At 73.1% G+C, this 17,302-nt stretch carries 18 protein-coding genes; 11 read left to right on the forward strand and 7 right to left on the reverse strand.

From position 1 onward, the window contains the following. Nucleotides 1–17 precede the first annotated feature (17 nt). The 3 genes from ACIBAE_RS24820 (at nucleotide 18) to ACIBAE_RS24830 (ending at nucleotide 3,480) form a co-directional block, all read left to right on the forward strand. On the forward strand, nucleotides 18–677 hold the full coding sequence (locus ACIBAE_RS24820) for a class II aldolase/adducin family protein (RefSeq protein WP_399289413.1): 660 nt from the start codon (nucleotides 18–20) through the stop codon (nucleotides 675–677). Nucleotides 678–762: 85 nt separating this feature from the next. Then, nucleotides 763–1,905: an alpha/beta hydrolase gene (locus ACIBAE_RS24825; RefSeq protein WP_399289415.1), complete on the forward strand. Its 1,143-nt coding sequence runs from the start codon at nucleotides 763–765 to the stop codon at nucleotides 1,903–1,905. Nucleotides 1,906–2,037: 132 nt separating this feature from the next. Beyond that, nucleotides 2,038–3,480, forward strand: a complete 1,443-nt coding sequence (locus tag ACIBAE_RS24830; protein WP_399289417.1) for a hypothetical protein — start codon at nucleotides 2,038–2,040, stop codon at nucleotides 3,478–3,480. Nucleotides 3,481–3,529: 49 nt separating this feature from the next. Here ACIBAE_RS24830 and ACIBAE_RS24835 read toward each other — a convergent pair whose 3' ends face one another. Beyond that, nucleotides 3,530–3,970 (reverse strand): VOC family protein, encoded by a 441-nt coding sequence (locus tag ACIBAE_RS24835; RefSeq protein ID WP_399289420.1) that lies wholly within the window; start codon nucleotides 3,968–3,970, stop codon nucleotides 3,530–3,532. 281 nt (nucleotides 3,971–4,251) lie between these two features. Between ACIBAE_RS24835 and ACIBAE_RS24840 the strand changes: the two genes are divergently transcribed. The 3 genes from ACIBAE_RS24840 to ACIBAE_RS24850 all read left to right on the forward strand — a co-directional run bounded on the left by ACIBAE_RS24840 (nucleotide 4,252) and on the right by ACIBAE_RS24850 (nucleotide 7,398). Continuing rightward, nucleotides 4,252–5,850, forward strand: a complete 1,599-nt coding sequence (locus ACIBAE_RS24840) for an ABC-F family ATP-binding cassette domain-containing protein (protein ID WP_399289422.1) — start codon at nucleotides 4,252–4,254, stop codon at nucleotides 5,848–5,850. A gap of 407 nt (nucleotides 5,851–6,257) precedes the next feature. Then, complete coding sequence (locus tag ACIBAE_RS24845; protein ID WP_030753304.1) at nucleotides 6,258–6,479, forward strand: helix-turn-helix domain-containing protein; 222 nt, start codon at nucleotides 6,258–6,260, stop codon at nucleotides 6,477–6,479. 127 nt (nucleotides 6,480–6,606) lie between these two features. Continuing rightward, nucleotides 6,607–7,398 (forward strand): enoyl-CoA hydratase/isomerase family protein, encoded by a 792-nt coding sequence (locus tag ACIBAE_RS24850; protein WP_399289424.1) that lies wholly within the window; start codon nucleotides 6,607–6,609, stop codon nucleotides 7,396–7,398. Between the two features lie 71 nt (nucleotides 7,399–7,469). On the opposite strand, the gene ACIBAE_RS24855 is transcribed toward ACIBAE_RS24850, so the two are convergent. Further along, nucleotides 7,470–8,180 (reverse strand): hypothetical protein, encoded by a 711-nt coding sequence (locus ACIBAE_RS24855; protein ID WP_399289426.1) that lies wholly within the window; start codon nucleotides 8,178–8,180, stop codon nucleotides 7,470–7,472. Between the two features lie 94 nt (nucleotides 8,181–8,274). Between ACIBAE_RS24855 and ACIBAE_RS24860 the strand changes: the two genes are divergently transcribed. From ACIBAE_RS24860 to amaP, 5 genes are read left to right on the forward strand one after another with little or no spacing between them, the layout of a single operon-like run. Beyond that, a complete protein-coding gene (locus tag ACIBAE_RS24860) occupies nucleotides 8,275–8,763 on the forward strand; it encodes an Asp23/Gls24 family envelope stress response protein (protein WP_399289428.1) in 489 nt (162 codons plus the stop codon). 48 nt (nucleotides 8,764–8,811) lie between these two features. Beyond that, nucleotides 8,812–9,021: a hypothetical protein gene (locus tag ACIBAE_RS24865; RefSeq protein ID WP_399289430.1), complete on the forward strand. Its 210-nt coding sequence runs from the start codon at nucleotides 8,812–8,814 to the stop codon at nucleotides 9,019–9,021. 6 nt (nucleotides 9,022–9,027) lie between these two features. Then, entirely contained in the window at nucleotides 9,028–9,375 is a 348-nt protein-coding gene (locus ACIBAE_RS24870; protein WP_399289432.1) for an Asp23/Gls24 family envelope stress response protein, read from the forward strand. Continuing rightward, entirely contained in the window at nucleotides 9,372–10,043 is a 672-nt protein-coding gene (locus ACIBAE_RS24875; protein WP_399289434.1) for a DUF6286 domain-containing protein, read from the forward strand. The genes ACIBAE_RS24870 and ACIBAE_RS24875 overlap by 4 nt, the downstream gene beginning before the upstream one ends. A 4-nt stretch (nucleotides 10,044–10,047) precedes the next feature. Continuing rightward, nucleotides 10,048–10,644, forward strand: a complete 597-nt coding sequence (amaP, locus tag ACIBAE_RS24880) for an alkaline shock response membrane anchor protein AmaP (protein ID WP_399289436.1) — start codon at nucleotides 10,048–10,050, stop codon at nucleotides 10,642–10,644. 136 nt (nucleotides 10,645–10,780) lie between these two features. On the opposite strand, the gene ACIBAE_RS24885 is transcribed toward amaP, so the two are convergent. The 5 genes from ACIBAE_RS24885 to ACIBAE_RS24905 form a co-directional block, all read right to left on the reverse strand. Then, entirely contained in the window at nucleotides 10,781–12,583 is a 1,803-nt protein-coding gene (locus tag ACIBAE_RS24885) for a glycoside hydrolase family 15 protein (RefSeq protein WP_399289438.1), read from the reverse strand. A gap of 41 nt (nucleotides 12,584–12,624) precedes the next feature. Beyond that, on the reverse strand, nucleotides 12,625–13,431 hold the full coding sequence (locus tag ACIBAE_RS24890; RefSeq protein ID WP_399289440.1) for an SURF1 family protein: 807 nt from the start codon (nucleotides 13,429–13,431) through the stop codon (nucleotides 12,625–12,627). 192 nt (nucleotides 13,432–13,623) lie between these two features. Beyond that, the gene (locus tag ACIBAE_RS24895) at nucleotides 13,624–14,088 is read right to left on the reverse strand and encodes a hypothetical protein (RefSeq protein WP_399289442.1); all 465 of its coding nucleotides are present in this window, start codon (nucleotides 14,086–14,088) and stop codon (nucleotides 13,624–13,626) included. Between the two features lie 18 nt (nucleotides 14,089–14,106). Then, entirely contained in the window at nucleotides 14,107–14,862 is a 756-nt protein-coding gene (locus tag ACIBAE_RS24900; RefSeq protein ID WP_399289444.1) for a thioesterase II family protein, read from the reverse strand. Further along, nucleotides 14,859–17,300 (reverse strand): beta-ketoacyl synthase N-terminal-like domain-containing protein, encoded by a 2,442-nt coding sequence (locus ACIBAE_RS24905; protein WP_399289446.1) that lies wholly within the window; start codon nucleotides 17,298–17,300, stop codon nucleotides 14,859–14,861. The genes ACIBAE_RS24900 and ACIBAE_RS24905 overlap by 4 nt, the downstream gene beginning before the upstream one ends. Nucleotides 17,301–17,302: the final 2 nt, after the last annotated feature.

Consider the following 17,302-nt stretch of genomic DNA (forward strand, 5'->3'; position numbering starts at 1 on the left):
GCTGACAAGATCGCCGCATGACCGGAGAGCCGTCGCGGGACGCGATCGAACAGGCCTGGCAGGACCTCGTGGCCACCGCCCGCAGGACGGCGGCGGAAGGGCTCGTCGTCGGCACCTCGGGCAACGTCTCCGTACGCGTCGGCCCCCTGGTCCTGGTCACGCCGAGCGGCGTGCCCTACGACCGGCTCGCCCCCGGGGACGCACTCGCCGTCGATCTCGACGGCCGCCGGGTCCTCGGCGAGTTCGTGCCCACCAGCGAACTGCCGCTGCATCTCGCCGTCTACCGGAACACCTCCGCGACCGCCGTGGTCCACACCCACGCCGTGCACGCCACCGCCGTCTCCACCCTCGTGTCCGAGCTGCCGCCGATCCACTACATGACGGCGGCCCTCGGCGGCCCCGTCCGGGTCGCCCCGTACGCGCTGTACGGCTCCGACGAACTGGCCGCGCACCTGCTGTACGCGCTGCGCGGGCGCACCGGCTGCCTGCTCCGCAACCACGGAACCGTCACCTACGGCGACACCCTCGCCCAGGCGTACGACCGCACGGCCCAGCTGGAATGGATGTGCCGTCTCTGGCTCGCCGCCGCCTCCGTCCCGGGGCGGACGCCCACGCTGCTCACCGGGGCACAGCTGGACGAGGCCGGGAAGAAGCTCAGGGGCTACGGCCAGACCTGAGCCGTGGCACCGGCGCACGGCCGGTCCGTCCCCTGACGGCCCCCGCCCGCTGGCCGGAACGGCCGGCCGCGCCGACACTGAGAGCGTGCGCCCGGCTACAGCGACGGCAGCTGCCGTCTCCACACTCATCGGTGTCGGCGCGGCCGCGGTCGCGGCCGGCCGGTACGCCAGCGATGCCGCGCTCAAGGCATCGCCCGGGCGCCCCCTGCCCGGCGATCCCCGCCTCACCGTGCACGCCACGGCCGCCGGACAGGTCACCCTGACCCGCAGCCTGGCGTCACTGCGACCCGGCACGTACGGCCTCGAAGGGCGCGGCGTCCACGCCGTCGTCGGGCCCGTACAGGCCGGGGTGGCGCGCCCCGCCGACACCGTCGTACGGCGGCTGGAACGCGTCAGTTACGGCAGGCTCACCCCCGGCACCCGGGTACACCTCACTCCGCAGGTGTACAGCGGCACCCCCGCCGTCGCCCTCGGCCTCGACCACAAGGACGTGGAGATCCCCGGCGAGCTCGGCCCCCTCCCCGCGTGGTTCGTGCCCGGGCACCGGGACACCTGGGTGATCACCGTGCACGGCCTGGGCACCACCCGCGAGCACCCCATGAACCTCATGGGATTCCTGGCCGGCCGGCAGTTCCCCGTGCTCGACCTCGCCTACCGGGGCGACGCCGGCGCCCCTCGCTCCCCGGACGGCCTCGGTCACCTCGGTGACTCCGAATGGCGCGACCTCGACGCCGCCATCCGCTACGCGGTGCGCTACGGCGCGGAGCGCGTGATCCTCTACGGCTGGTCCACCGGCGCCTCGATGGCGCTCCACGCCGCGGCCGAGTCCGCGCTCGCCGCCCGTGTCTCCGGGCTGGTGCTCGACTCGCCGGTGCTGGAGTGGGAGGCCACCCTGCGGGCGCTGGCCACCGCCCGCCGCGTCCCCGCGCCGCTGCTGCCGCTCGCGGTCAGGGCGGCCCAGGGCAGGGCGGCCCAGAGCAGGAACGGGCTGCGCGGCGGCCGGCCCGGTGCGGGAGCGGGCCACGGCGCCCCCCTGATTCCCACGCTCATCTTCCACGGCCCCGATGACACCCTCGCGTCGTGGGAACCCGCCCGCGCACTGGCGGCCCGGCGTCCGGACCTGATCGGTCTCCACACCGTGCGGGGCGCTCCGCACGCGGCGATGTGGAACGTCGACCCTGCCGGGTACGAAGAGGCTCTGAGGCGCTTCCTCACCCCCCTGATGTAGCGCCTCAGCAGGCATTTCCGGCCCCTCGTCGCCTCCCGCGCGGCCTCCGCCGGAGGGGCGCCTCCGCTCTTCCGGCAGCGACGGAACACGTTCCGTTTGGGCTTTCGGGCGGTCAGCGGGAAGACTGCCCCCGTGACGTCCCGAAAGCCTGATGAGCAATTGGCGCGCAACTCCAGACTCCGACTCGTCCGCTCACGGCCGTTGGCCACGGCCCGACGGGCCGTAAGCGATGGGCGCGGGCGGCCGGCCCCCCGGCCGCCCGAGGGCACTCCGCCCCCCGCGGAGCTGGCCCGTCAGGCGAGAGAGGTGCTCGCCGATGCCGTACGCATGGCCCGCTGGGCGGCCGTCGACCGCGACCCCGGAGCGGGTCCGCTCCCCGTTCCCGCGCGGGAACGGGCGGGGGCCGCACTGGAACTGACCCCCGAGCAGGTACTCGCGGGCTGGGACCGCGCCCGGCTGGCCGGACTCGTCGAACTGCACGGCGGCACCGTGCGGCCCGGCTGGCGGCTCCAGGCATGGGACCGCGACGACAGCGCCGTGCTGCGCGGCTGGGTCGCGCTCTTCGACGCCTGGTCGCTGGTCCACCCCGCCCCCGCCGACGTCGCCCCGGCGACGGTCGCCGAGGTCGTCGAGGCCGTGCCCCAGGTGCTCTCCCTGCTGCAGCTCTCGGCCGGACCGGTGCTCGCACCGGCGCTGCTGGACCTGCTGCGCCAGCGGGTGGCGGAACTGCACGAGGAGCGCTGCGAGGTCCCCTACGGGCTCCAGCCGGACGGCTCCGGGGACGGCGCCACCGAGCCCGCGTCCGGGGCCGCCCCCGAGCCCGCTCCCGATCCCGCGCCCGAACCGGTCGACGTGCCTCTTCCGCCGCTGCTCGACTGGGCCCTGGAGGGCCTGGCATCCGTCGGCGCGCTGACCCTCGGCGAGGGCCAGGCGACCCTCACCCCGCTCGGCAACTGGGCGGTGTGGGTCAAGCTGGAGCAGATCTGCGTCGCCGCGCAGAGCCCGGCGGGCAACATCGAGCAGAACGCGCAGGACATGCTGCGCGGCTGCGCGGGCCTCACCCCGGGGCCCGCCCGCGCCGAATACCGTGCCTGGCTCGCCGCCCGCACCGTCGGCAGCGCGGTCACCGAACTGCTCGCCGTCGCCCGGGGTGAGGACGCGCTCCTGCGCGGGCTCGCCTTCGACGCGCTGCGCGTCGTCGGCGCCCCCGCCGAGGCCGGTGTACGCGCGGCGGTGGACGACGCCTCGCTGCGCCCCTACGCCCTCATCTGGCTGGCGGAGTACGAGGGAGCCGACCCCGACGAGGCCGCCGAGGTCCTCACCCGCGAGGAGTCGACCTGGCTCTGGGTGGACACCGCGGCCGCCGTCGCGGACCACGGCGAGAGCGACCTGCTCGTACGCCACCTGGACTCCGCCGTGCAGGGCAATGTGCCCGCCCTGCTCGAAGAGGTCAGGGCCATCGGCCACCCCCGGACCGTCCAGGTCCTGGTCGCGCTGGCCGCCGCGCACCCGGATCCCGCCCTCGCCAAGGCGGTCCGCCGGGCGGCGTTCCAGGTGCACACCGGAGGCAGCTGACCCGCCCGGCCGCGCGGGTTCCTGAGGGAGGGCCGGGACGGGCCCCGCCTCAGGAACCCGCGCCCGGTGCGTACGTCCCGAAGCTCCACACGTTGCCCTCGGCGTCGCGCGCCATGTAGTCCCGGGAGCCGTACTCCTGGTCCCTGGGCGGCATCAGGATCTCGACACCGTGCTCCACGGCCCGCGCGTGATGCGCGTCGGTGTCCTCCACCACCACATAGACCCCCACCGGGCCCCCGTCCGCCATGACCCTGGCGAATACGCCCTCCCGGCCCTTCGAGCCCAGCATCACCATGCCGTTGCCGTAGGACAGCTCGGCATGCGTCACCCGGCCTCCGTCGTCCTCGTACACCGCCACCTCGGTGAAGCCGAAGGCGTCCCTGAGCGTCCTGATGGCGGCCTTCGCGTCCTCGTACAGGAAGGACGGACAGATGCTCGGTGCGCCGGTACCCGGTGTTCCGGGCGGTGTTCCGGGCGGTGTTCCGGCCATGCTGATCACCCTCTCAGGGAGCCGACTGTGACCTGGATCTCAGTCTCGCACCGGCCGCTGACAACAGCCGGGTGACGTCCCGCCGCCTTCGGCACCGGCCGGCGACAGCGGTCGCGCGGCCCGGCCGGTGCCGTGACCGGCAATGTCCGCCGCCGGGGCAAAGCTTGCCGGGAGCGGCACTAGACTGACCCCTATGGCATTTCTCCTTGTGCATTAGCCGGCGTCGAAGAATCTCCTCCGCCTGCCCTCTTCCGCCGTCCATACCGCCCTGGAGTCTTTCCGTGATCACCGCAACCGGTGTCGAGCTGCGCGCCGGCGCCCGCGTCCTCATCGAGTCCGCCTCGTTCCGTATCGCCAAGGGCGACCGCATCGGTCTCGTCGGCCGCAACGGAGCCGGCAAGACCACCCTCACCAAGTGCCTCGCGGGTGAGGGGATCCCCGCCGCCGGCACCATCACCCGCTCCGGCGAGGTCGGCTATCTGCCGCAGGACCCGCGCACCGGCGACCTCGACATCCTCGCCCGCGACCGCATCCTGTCCGCCCGCGACCTCGACTCCGTGCTGAAGAAGATGCGCGAGAACGAGGACCGGATGGCGAACGGACAGGGCGCCACCCGCGAGAAGGCGATGAAGAAGTACGAGCGCCTGGAGACGGAATTCCTTACCAAGGGCGGGTACGCCGCCGAGGCGGAGGCCGCCACCATCGCCGCCGCGCTCGGCCTGCCCGACCGGATCCTCGGCCAGCCCCTCCACACGCTCTCCGGTGGTCAGCGCCGCCGCGTGGAGCTGGCCCGCATCCTCTTCTCGGACGCCGACACCCTGCTCCTCGACGAGCCCACGAACCACCTCGACGCGGACTCCATCGTCTGGCTGCGCGACTACCTCAAGACGTACCGGGGCGGTTTCATCGTCATCTCCCACGATGTCGACCTGGTCGAGACGGTCGTCAACAAGGTCTTCTACCTGGACGCCAACCGCTCCCACATCGACGTCTACAACATGGGCTGGAAGCTGTACCAGCAGCAGCGCGAGGCCGACGAGAAGCGCCGCAAGCGTGAGCGGGCCAACGCGGAGAAGAAGGCCGCGTCCCTGAACTCGCAGGCCGACAAGATGCGCGCCAAGGCCACCAAGACCGTCGCGGCCCAGAACATGGCCCGCCGCGCCGAGCGGCTGCTGTCCGGTCTTGAGCAGGTGCGGGTGTCCGACAAGGTCGCCAAGCTGCGCTTCCCCGAGCCCGCGCCCTGCGGCAAGACCCCGCTGACCGCCGAGGGCCTGTCGAAGTCGTACGGCTCCCTGGAGATCTTCACCGATGTGGATCTCGCCATCGACAAGGGCTCCCGGGTCGTCATCCTCGGCCTCAACGGCGCGGGCAAGACCACGCTGCTCCGGCTGCTGGCCGGGGTCGAGACGCCGGACACCGGCCAGGTGACCCCCGGCCACGGCCTCAAGCTCGGCTACTACGCCCAGGAGCACGAGACCCTCGACCCCGAGCGCTCCGTCCTGGAGAACATGCGCTCCTCCGCGCCGGACCTCGATCTCGTCGAGGTCCGCAAGACGCTGGGCTCCTTCCTCTTCTCCGGGGACGACGTCGACAAGCCCGCAGGCGTGCTGTCCGGCGGCGAGAAGACCCGGCTGGCGCTCGCCACCCTGGTCGTCTCCTCCGCCAATGTGCTGCTGCTCGACGAGCCGACGAACAACCTCGACCCGGCCAGCCGCGAGGAGATCCTGGGCGCGCTGCGTACGTACAAGGGCGCGGTCATTCTCGTCACCCACGACGAGGGAGCGGTCCACGCGCTGGAGCCGGAGCGGATCATCCTGCTGCCGGACGGGGTCGAGGACCTCTGGGGCGCGGACTACGCGGATCTCGTCGCGCTCGCCTGACCGCCGGCCTCCTGATCGTGTGCTCGCCCGGCCGCCCGGCTCTCCTGACCGCCGGCCCGGCGGCCCGCTCCGGGAACCGGTGATCCACTCCGTATGGATCATTCGGCTCAGGAGTGATCCTTCATCTGAGTGAGGGCGTCTCGTACCCCCGGCGTGCCGCGCGGCCTGTCGGGCCGCTCCGGCCATGATGCGCGCCTGCGCCTTCGGTACGCCTCTGACCTGGCACTTCGGCCGGGGTCCCGGTCGTGTGCGGCCGGAGCCCTCTCCGGAATGGCGAATTCCGGACGCGCTCGGACCTTGAAGTACGCCGAACCTTGTCGTACGGACCTTGCCGAATGGGTGGCCAGGACGCCCGGGAGGGGTGATCATGAGAAGTCCAGAGCGCACTTCCCATAGAGGAGGCACGGGTGGCCGAGACTCTGAAGAAGGGCAGCCGGGTAACCGGCGCCGCGCGTGACAAGCTCGCGGCAGACCTGAAGAAGAAGTACGACAACGGCGCGAGCATCCGGGCGCTGGCCGAAGAGACCGGACGCTCCTACGGATTCGTTCACCGGATGCTCAGCGAGTCCGGCGTCACGCTGCGGGGACGCGGCGGGGCCACGAGAGGCAAGAAGGCCGCTTCGGCCTGACAGCCCGGTATGGCTTCGCCCGCCACCGGTTCGGACAGTGGACACCCGGTCGGTCACCTGACCGGCCGGGTGGTTACTGTGCAGTCACTTGGCTCGCTGCCCTGACTGCCCGCACCGGAGGCGCCGCATGACTTCGCTCGTATCGGTACTCGACAAGGACGGCGTGCGGCTCACCGTCGAGGACGCGGTCGCCACGGTGACACTGACCAATCCGGCCAAGCGCAACGCTCAGTCTCCCGCTCTGTGGCGGGCGTTGTCGGAAGCCGGAAGGTCACTGCCGGGCACTGTGCGGGTCGTGGTGCTGCGCGGTGAGGGAACATCCTTCTCCGCGGGTCTCGACCGGCAGGCTTTCAGCCCCGAGGGGTTCGACGGAGAGCCGTCCTTCCTCGATCTCGCCCGGGGTTCCGACGCGGAGCTGGACGCGGCCATCGCCGGGTACCAGGACGCGTTCACCTGGCTGCGCCGCAACGACCTCGTGTCGGTCGCGGCCGTCCAGGGGCACGCGATCGGGGCGGGCTTCCAGCTCGCCCTCTCCTGTGACCTCCGGGTCGTCGCCTCGGACGTGCGGTTCGCCATGCGGGAGACGAGCCTCGGCCTGGTCCCCGACCTCACCGGCACGCACCCGCTGGTGGGGCTCGTCGGCTACGCCCGCGCGCTGGAGATGTGTGTGACCGGCCGCTTCGTCGAGGCCGACGAGGCGGAGCGCACCGGACTCGCCAACCTGGTGGTGCCCCCGGACGAGCTCGACCCCGCGGTGCGTGATCTGACGGCGGCGTTGCTCGCCGCGCCGCGCGACGCGGTGATCGAGACCAAGGCGCTGCTCCGGGGCGCCGCCGGGCGCTCCTTCGAGGACCAGCGCGCGGCCGAGCGCGCCGCCCAGGCCCGTCGCCTGCGCGACCTGGCGGGCCTCGCCGACTAGTCCTGTCCGGCGGATCTTCGTGGATCGGCCCGGGGCGTCCGGTGCGGTGCGCCGCAAGGGCCGCCCCCGCTTCACCGCCTGCGGGTGGTCACGCCCACCGCCGTGATCAGTACGGCCACCGGGGGAGCTCCCGGCAGGGACGCGGCGACGGTCTCCCGTACCACCCGCGCCACCTCCAGCGGGCGGTACCCCGCCGCCGTCGCCAGCTCCACCGAGACGTGGTCCGCCGCGACGACCAGTGCGCTGCCCAGGGCCTCCGTCAGGCACGCCACCCCTGGGACCACCGCCGCCGCGAGCGCCGCTTCCCCCTGCGGCGCCGCGGGCTCTACCTCCATCGGCCCAGTGGGTGCCGACGATTTCTCCGCCGCGTCGGCCCGGTCCAGCAGCGCGGTCACCCGCAGATCGACCTCCGCCACCAGCAGTCCCAGCCGGTCCACCGCGCAGTCGAACAGCACGCCGCGCAGCCGCTCCGCGACAGCCTGCAGCGGCTCGCCCGGCTCCGCCGCGAAGTCCCCCTCGATCCGGAGCTGGCCCGGCGGCAGCGCGCTCGGCGGGAGCGGGGCGGCGGGCGCCCCGGCGGCATCCGGGTCCACGAGACCGAGCCGCAGCGGGCCGAGCGCGGCGCCCGGCACCCGGGCGGCGACACACCGAAGTTCCGACGCCGCGGCCCGCTCCGCCAGCCAGGTCCCGTCCGCCGCCGTGCCCAGCGGCAGCAGCCTCCCCACGCTGAGCCGTTGCCGTACCGCAGCCGTCCAACCGTCGGTGCTGTGCGCAGTCGTCATCGCTCCACCCTGCCGTATCCGTGACGCGGGGACGGGCAAGCACACCTAATGTGTGCGAAGGAGTCCATCACCGCCCGGAAAGGGATGAATGGCGATGTCAGAAACAGCACCCCGTGGTCAGTCCGAGTCCTCCGACAGGGACCTGTCCGGCGATGACGGGAGGAGGACGCCCGTCAAGCGCGGCGGCGGCGATCCCGGTTCCCGGGGGCGCACCACCATCGCCGACGGCGTGGTCGAGAAGATCGCCGGCCTGGCGGCCCGGGACGTGTTCGGCGTACATGCCATGGGCAGCGGGGTCTCCCGGACCTTCGGCGCCGTACGCGACCGGGTCCCCGGTACCAGCAAGTCCGTCAGCCAGGGCGTCAAGGCCGAGGTCGGCGAGGTGCAGACGGCGCTCGACCTGGAGATCGTCGTCGACTACGGCGTCTCGATCACCGACCTGTCCCGCGAGGTCCGGGAGAACGTCATCTCCGCCGTCGAGCGGATGACGGGCCTGGAGGTCGTCGAGGTCAACATCGCGGTGAGCGACGTCAGGCTGCCCGACGAGCAGGACGACGACGGATCCGAGTCACGGCTCCAGTAACGGCCGCACCTGACCAGGAGCGGAAGAGGAGCGGGAAGAGGAGCGCACATGAACATGGCGGTGATCGGCCTCGTGGCCGGTATGGCGCTCGGATTCGCCGGGTATTTCGGCGGTTTCGGAGCCTTCGTGCTGGTGGCGGCGTTGGGCGTGATCGGCTTTGTGGCCGGGCGGTTCCTCGACGGCGACCTGGAACCCGGCGACTTCTTCCGCGGCCGTGACCGCGACCGTGGTCGTGACCGCTACGACCGGCGGCGGTGACCCCGGATGGCCGGTGACCGGGTGGCGGCGGCCGAACGCGGGGCGACCACGATCGCTGACCGGGTCGTCGCGAAGATCGCCGCGCAGGCGGCGCGGGAAGCGCTGAACGGCGTACCGGAAGGCGGCGCCACCCCGCACGCCACGGTCAGCGTGCACCGCGACAGCGCGCGGGTACGGGTCGGCGTCGAACTCGACTACCCCTGCGACATCGGTGCCCGGTGCGGCGCGGTGCGGCAGCAGGTCGCGCAGCGGGTACGTACGTTGACGGGCATGGAAGTACCCGAAGTGGCGGTACAGGTCGAGCGGCTGCACTCCGTCCATTCGCGCGCCGCGGCGCGGGGGAGGATCCGATGAGCGAACCCGGGGCCGGCGGAGCGCACCCGGCGCAGGGCGACGACCGGGGCGGCGTGCTCGAACAGGACCGGCTCTCCTCCGCCACGCGGTACACCGCCGGAGCGCCGGCGGACGGCGGGGGCGGCCGGGCCGGCCGCTTCTGGTCGGCCCGCCGCGTCCCGGCCGCGCTGGTGGCACTGGTCGTGCTCGGCGCGGCCGGACTGCTGCTGTACGACATCGCGGCGGTGCGGGCCGGCCACCGTGCGATGGACTGGCGCCGCGAGCTCGCCGGGGAACTGGCCCGACAGCCCCTCGACGAGACCTGGATGCTGGTGGCCGCGGCCGTCGCGATGGCTCTCGGGGTCTGGCTGATCCTGTTCGCCCTCACACCCGGACTGCGCGCCGTGCTCTCGATGCGGCGCGACTCCGCGCACGTACAGGCCGGGCTGGACCGGGACGCCGCCGCGCTGGCGCTGCGCGACCGGGCCATGGAGGTGTCCGGGGTGCAGTCCGTGAAAGTACGGGCGGGGCGCCGCAAGGTGAAGGCACACGCCCAGTCCCACTTCCGGGCGCTCGACGACGTACGGGCCGACCTGGACGAGGCGCTGGGCAACGGCATCCGCGAACTGGGCCTCGCCAGACCACCGTCCCTGTCGGTGCGCGTCCGCCGGCCCGCGAAGAAGGGGTGACGGCATGGCCGGAACGGGCGGAAAGACCCGGGTCGTCAACCGTGTGCTGCTGTGTCTCATCGGCCTGGTGCTGCTCTGCGCGGGCGGCGTGCTCCTCGCGCAGGGGCTCGGCTGGGCGGTGCCGTCGTGGTGGCCGTACAGCGGGCCGCACGACGTACTGCTGAGCCGCGGGAACCGGATCCGCTGGCGCCACGACGGCTGGTGGTGGCCGGTCGTCATCGCGGCCCTCGCGGTCGTGGTCGTCCTGACCCTGTGGTGGCTGCTGTCCCAACTGCGGCGGGCCAGGCTGACGGAGGTGCTCGTCGACAGCCACGACGGGGAGAGTGTCGTGCTGCGCGGGAGCGCGCTGGAAGGCGTGCTGGAGAGCGAGGCGGCGGCGCTGAACGGCGTGGCCCGCGCCCGGGTCCGGCTCACCGGCCACCGCCGCGCGCCGGCCACCCGCGTCCGCCTCCACCTGGAGTCGCACGTGGCCCCGGGGGACGCGCTGAACCGCCTCACGGGCGAGACGCTGGCCCATGCGCGGGAGTCGGCGGGGCTGGAGGCGCTGCCGTCGGAGATCCGCATGCGGGCGGCGAAGCACAGCGCGGAACGGGTGAGCTGAGGAACCGGGGCGGGCGGGGTGGGGCGGGCGCCGCGCGGGACTTCCTCCCGCCCGCCTCGCCCCGTCCCTTTTCCCGGGCCGGGACCCGGGCCCGGGCCCCGGCCCGGGAGCGCTGTCCCGGCCCCGGCACGTGGTCCTATCCCGCCGTGCCCACCGCGCCCGCCCCGTCCTCCCCGGCCAGGGTCAGCGCGGTGACCACCAGGCCGATGTGGCTGAACGCCTGCGGGTAGTTGCCGAGCTGGCGCCGCGCCACCGGGTCGTACTCCTCCGAGAGCAGCCCGACGTCGTTGCGCAGGGCGAGCAGCCGCTCGAAGAGTTCCCTGGCCTCCTCCTTGCGCCCCGTCATGTGGAGCGCGTCGGCCAGCCAGAACGAGCAGACCAGGAACGTCCCCTCGTCGCCCGGCAGCCCGTCCACCGCGGGGCCCGTCGTGCTGTAACGGCGGACGAATCCGTCGCGCGCCAGTTCCCGCTGGACCGCGTCGACCGTGCCGATGACCCTCGGGTCGTCCGGCGGCAGGAAACCGAAGCGCGGGATGAGCAGGGTCGCCGCGTCCAGCTCCGTGGAGCCGTACGACTGGGTGAAGGTGTTCCGCACCGGGTCGAACCCCTTCTCGCACACCTCCCGGTGCACCTCGTCCCGCATCGCCCGCCACCGCGCCACATCGCCACCGAGCGACGGATCGGCCTCCAGGGTCTTCACCGCCCGGTCCGCGGCGACCCACGCCATCACCTTGGAGTGCACGAAATGCTGCCGGGGCCCGCGTACCTCCCACAGCCCCTCGTCCGGCTCCCGCCATTTCGACTCCAGGAAGCCGAGCAGGCTGAGCTGGAGACTCCAGGCGTGCGGCTCGCCGGAGAGGCCCGCCGTCCGCGCCACGTGGAAGGAGTCGATGACCTCCCCGTACACGTCGAGCTGGAGCTGCTCGACCGCTTCGTTGCCGGTGCGGACGGGCGCGGAGTTCGCGTAGCCGCCCAGCCAGGGCAGCTCGGTCTCCGCCAGCCGTCGCTCACCCGCCAGGCCGTACATGATCTGCAGATCGGCCGGGTCACCGGCGACCGCGCGCAGCAGCCAGTCACGCCAGGCCGCCGCCTCCTCCAGATACCCGACCGACAGCAGCGCCCCCAGCACCAGCGTGGAGTCACGCAGCCAGCAGTAGCGGTAGTCCCAGTTCCGTACGCCGCCCAGCTCCTCCGGCAGGGAGGTGGTGGGGGCGGCGACGATACCGCCGGTCGGGCCGTAGGTGAGCGCCTTGAGCGTGATGAGGGAGCGCATGACGGCGGCGCGGTGCGGGCCCTCGTAGCGGCACCGCGCCGACCACACCTCCCAGTCCTCCAGGCACTGGGCCAGCGATTCGTTCGGATCGACCAGGGCCGGGCGCGGTTTGTGCGAGGGGTGCCAGGTGAGGACGAAGGCGACCTGCTCGCCCGCTTCGACGGTGAACGACGAACAGGTCGAGTAGTGCTGCCCCCAGGTCTTGACGTGCGGCTCGCTGCGCAGCCACACGGAGTCGGGGCCCGCGACGGCGACCCGGTGACCGTCCGATCGGCGCATCCACGGCACGACGGAGCCGTAGTCGAAGCGCAGCCGCAGCGTGGCCGCCATCTCCACCGAGCCGCTGACGCCCTCCACGATCCGCACGATGTCGGGGGCGATGTCGCGCTGCGGCATGAAATCGAGGATCTTGACGGTCCCGGTGCGGGTCTCCCAGACGGATTCCAGCACCAGCGAGTCACCCACATAGCCGCGCCGGGTGCAGTCGCCCGCACCGGTGGGGGCGATCCTCCAGTGGCCGTTGTCCTCGTCGCCGAGCAGCGCGGCGAAGCAGGCCGCCGAGTCGAAGCGAGGAAGGCACAGCCAGTCGATGGAACCGTTCATGCCGACCAGGGCGGCGGTCTGGAGATCGCCGATGAGTGCGTAGTCCTCGATGCGTTGGGTCACGATGGGCCTGTTCCCGCACCACCGGGCCGTTAAGCAGGTGGTCAGGCGGGAGCGCCGGCGGGCACGGGCTCCGGCTCGGGACCGGGGGCGCCGGCCCGCTCGGCCGCCCGGCGTTCGCGCTTCTCCCGCCGTACGAGAATCACCCAGCCGACGGGCACCGCGGCGGCGAACAGCCACCACTGGACGGCGTACGCCATGTGCGGGCCGATCGAGCTGTCGTCGGGGTCGACGATCTGCTCGGGGGAGCCACCGGGCGGTACGGGAGAGGTCAGCTCGACGTAACCGCCGAGGACGGTACGGCCCAGGGACTCCCGCTGCCGCTCGCTGTTGATCAGCATGACCTGGCGGGGCGGCAGATCCCGGATGTCCTTGATGCCGCTGGCCGCCGACGTCTCGTCGGCCTTGAGGCGGCCGGTGATGGTGACGACGCCCCGGGGGGCGGGCGGGATGGCCGGGAAGACGTGCTGGTCGCCGTCGGCGGGGATCCAGCCCCGGTTGACGATGACCGCGCGGCCGTCGGCCAGGATCAGCGGGATCAGGACGTGGTAGCCGACCTGGTCGTCGCTGGAGGTCCTGCGGCGTACGACGATCTCATGGGCCGGGTCGAACCTGCCGGTGGCGGTGACGCGGCGCCAGTAGTCGGCGCGCGGGACGGTGTGCCCTGGGGAGGTCAGCTCCGTGACCGGGACGGGCTTCGCCTTGAGGTTGTCCGAGATCAGGGAGTTCTGGGCGACCTTGTGCTCGTGCCGGTGAAGCTGCCAGAAACCCAGCTCGACCATCACGGGGATGAGCACGAGGGCGAGGAGGGTGAGGATCACCCATTGCCGGGACAACAGGAAGCGGTACACGCCATCGAAGGTACCCGGCCGCCGGGGGCCGCCGGACGGCGGGTGGGCACCGGGGCGGCGGACCGGCCCGGCCCGGGGGCGCGTGCCCCCGCCCCCTGACCGGCCGGTCCCGTGCTCCCGCCCGCCGCTGTTCGTGCTCCCGCCCGCCGCGCGGGAGGCGGCGCCCCCCGGGCGCGTCCGCGCATCCGTTCGTCACGCTTCGAAGACGCTCGCCACCTCTCGCGGGACGGTCGGCCCGCCGCCGTGGTCGCAGGAGACGACGAGGCGGGGACTGTCCGGATGACAGGCGTACGCGAACCGTTCGACACGGCCCGCCGCGCGGCCGAGGCCGTGCACCAGGCCGCCGCCGTGCCGTACCGAGACGGCCAGGGCGGGCGCCCCCGCCCCGGCGCCGGGGCGGAAGTACTCCGAGAAGTCCCACGGAAGGGCGGTCGGCGCGAGGAGCGCGGCGACCTCCTTGAAGGCTCCCGTCACACTCTCGTCCCGGGGGTCCGGGAGGCAGAGTCCCTGCGACCACGACAGGGCCGTCCGGAGCGGCACCCGTGGAGTGATCAGAGCGACGAGGAGCATCGCCCCGTCCGGCACCAGGGGCAGCGCCCGGCGTACGGCCGCCAGGCCGCACGGCTGTTCGTCGATGAACGCGACGATCTTCCTCACCTGTCCGCGCCCCCGCCGTCAGTTCCCGGCCATGGCGGCGACGGCGCGGATCTCGCCGGTCACCGTGCGGGCGAAGCCCTCCAGGGCGGCCCCCAGGAAATAGAAGTGGCCGCCCGGGAACACCTCCCGGCGGGGCTCGTACCGCGTCTCCCGCGACCATCCGGACATGGCGGACGGCGCGGCCCACGCGTCGTCGGTGCCGCAGAAGACCGTCAGGGGACAGGACAGCGGGACCCGGTCCGGCGCCGGCTCGTACGACTCCGCCGCGCGCAGGTCGGAACGGATGATCCGCAGGAAACGCTCGACGAACTCCGGTATCTCGCTGACGCGTTCCGGCATGCCGCCCATCGCGACCATCTCCCGCATCAGCCCCTCGTCGTCCAGCGCCGAGAGCCGGGTCACCGGCTGGTGGCTCGGCGGCACCCGCCCCGAGACACCGACCCAGATCGGGGGGTGCCCCTCGCGCTCCAGGGCCCGGCCGACCTCCAGGGCGACGAGCGCGCCGAAACTGTGGCCGAACAGCGCCACCGGTGCGCCGTCGAGCCATGGCTCGATGTCCGCCACCGCGCGGGCGACCACCTCGTCCAGCCTCTCCAGGGGCCGCTCGCCATGGCGCTTGCCCCGGCCCGGCAGATCCAGGAGCAGCAGCTCCCAGTCCGCCGGGAACACGCGGTTCATCGGGTGATAGACGGCGGCGGAACCGCCGGCGTGGTGGAAACCGAAGACCCGCAGCGAGGGATCGACGGTGGGGCGCGGACGGACGAACGGGCTCACGCGCCGACCTCCTGCTCCACGGCGGGCGCCTCTCCCCGGGTCCGGGCGATGTAGTCGCTCAGCCGCTCGAACAGCTCGGCCAGCGGCAGATCGATCACGAACTCGTCGAGAGGCACCTCGATCTCGTACCGCTCCTCGATGCTCATCGTGAGCTGCATCGCCGTGAAGGAGTCGCCGCCGACGTCCAGGAAGGTCAGAGCCGGGTCCAGATCCTCGTCCGCGCGCATCACCTTCTTCAGCTCCGTGAGGAGGAAGCCGGTGATCGCCTGCCGGTCGGGGCCCGCGCCGGCCTCCTCGGGGACGCCGGCGTGCCCGGCGGTGGCCGCCGCCGGTCCGGGGACCGGTTCGTCGATCCAGCACCGCTTGCGGCGGAACGCGTAGGTCGGCAGGTCGCCCGCGTGCGGGGTCCCCGGCGCGCGCAGCCCGTCGAACCGCAGGTCCGCACCGGCGCGGAACAGCTCGGCGAGCAGGTCGAGCAGCAGTCCCGGCGCCGCGTCCGCGTCGTCGGTCAGCAGCGGAAGAGCCCGGCCGCCCCACTCCGCCTCGGCGGCGCGGGACGCGACGGCCGTGTCCTCGGTGACGCGCAGCCCGAACCGCCGGAGCAGCAGCCGCAGTCCGGTCCGGGGATCACTCACCGGGGGATCACTCACCGGGGCCCGCTCCTCGGTGGGAGCCAGCGCCGGCCAGGCGCTCAGGAGCGCGGCGAGGCCCTTCTCCAGCGGCTCCCGTTCCGGGCCGAAGCGCAGCCGTACGCTCGTCACGGCCGCCCGCGCCGAGGGCGCGCCGTACGCCTGAGCCGCCGCCATGAGCCGCTCGGCGAGCTGTGCGGGGGTCCGTCCTGTGACGGCGATCCGGTGCTCGAAGGCGACCCGGCCGTCGCGCAGCGTCGCGCACGCGGACGCGAGGTGTGCCGGGTCGATCCCGGTGAGATACGACGTCGTGGTGTCGGCCAGGGCCTTGAGGCTGTCCGGGTGCCTGGCCGTGAGCGTGAGCAGCTCGGTGCCCGTGCCGGACGGGGACGCCCCGGGGGCGCCGGGCTCGTACGCCTCCAGCAGGGCGTGGGCGTTGGTGCCGCTCATGCCGAAGGCGCTGACCCCCGCGACCCGCCGCGCGGGCCCCTCGGGACCCCCGGGCCAGTCCTGGGCGACGCGGGGCAGCGTGAGCCGCAGACGGTCCCAGGGGATCAGGTGGTTGAGGGCGCCGTCGGTGGCGCGGGCGCTCGCCGGGATCCGGTTGTTGCGCAGCATCAGGACGACCTTGATCAAGGCCGCGATGCCCGCCGCGCTCTCCAGGTGCCCGATCCGGGCCTTGACGCTGCCGATGGCCAGCGGTGTCCGCCGGCCGGCCGCGCCGCTGCCGAGCACCGAGTCCAGCGCTCCCGCCTCGATCGGGTCGCCGAGGGCGGTGCCGGTGCCGTGGGCCTCGACATAGCCGACGTCCTCGGCGGCCAGCCCGCCGTCGGCGAGCGCGGCCCGGATGACCTCCTGCTGGGCGGGCCCGTTGGGCACCGTCAGACCGGATGACGCCCCGTCGTGGTTGACGGCGCTGCCACGCAGCACCGCGAGGATGGGACGGCCCTCCTTCTCGGCGTCGGCGAGCCGCATGAGGACGACCATCCCGGCGCCCTCGCCACGGCCGTAGCCGTCGGCGGAGTCCAGGAACGCCTTCGAACGGCCGTCCGGCGCGAGCGCCTTGCTCTGGGACAGCGAGACCATCAGATCGGGGGAGAAGAAGATGTTCGCACCGCCGACCAGGGCGTAACGGCACTCCCCGGCGCGCAGGCTCCTGGCCCCCATGTGCAGCGCCACCAGCGACGACGAGCAGGCCGTGTCCACGCTCATGGCGGGACCGGAGAGCCCCAGCGCGTAGCTGACGCGGCCGGCGGCCATGGAGTGGCCGCCCCCGGTGCCGTAATAGGGGTCGATCCCCGTCCGGTCGTCCTGGCCGCCCAGCCGGTTGATGTAGTCGGCGGTCATGATGCCGACGAAGACGCCCGCGTTCAGACGCTCCTGACGGCGGATCGGGATACCGGCCCGCTCCATCGCCTCCCACGCGGTCTCCAGCAGCAGGCGCTGCTGGGGGTCGAGGGCGTCCGCCTCGCGCTGCGAGATGGCGAAGAAGTTCGGGTCGAAGTCCGCCACGTCCGACAGGAAGCCACCGCGGTTCACGTAGGAGGTACCGGGGCGGTCCTGCCGTTCGTCGTACACCGCCCGCAGACCGGGACGGTCCTCGGGGATCTCGGACAGGGCCTCCTCGTCGCCGAGCAGGAAGTCCCAGTAACCCTCCGGGGTGGTCAGACCGCCGGGCAGCCGCAGTGCGGTCCCGACCACGGCCAGCGGGGCGTGCCGTGCCGCCTCCAGTTCCCGCACGCGCGCTTTGAGATCGCGGGACAGCTTGAGTTGACTCTCCATCAATGCCCGTACGTCGTTGAGTTCCACGA

The sequence above is a fragment of the Streptomyces sp. NPDC051569 genome, assembly GCF_044454085.1.
GTDB lineage: Bacteria > Actinomycetota > Actinomycetes > Streptomycetales > Streptomycetaceae > Streptomyces.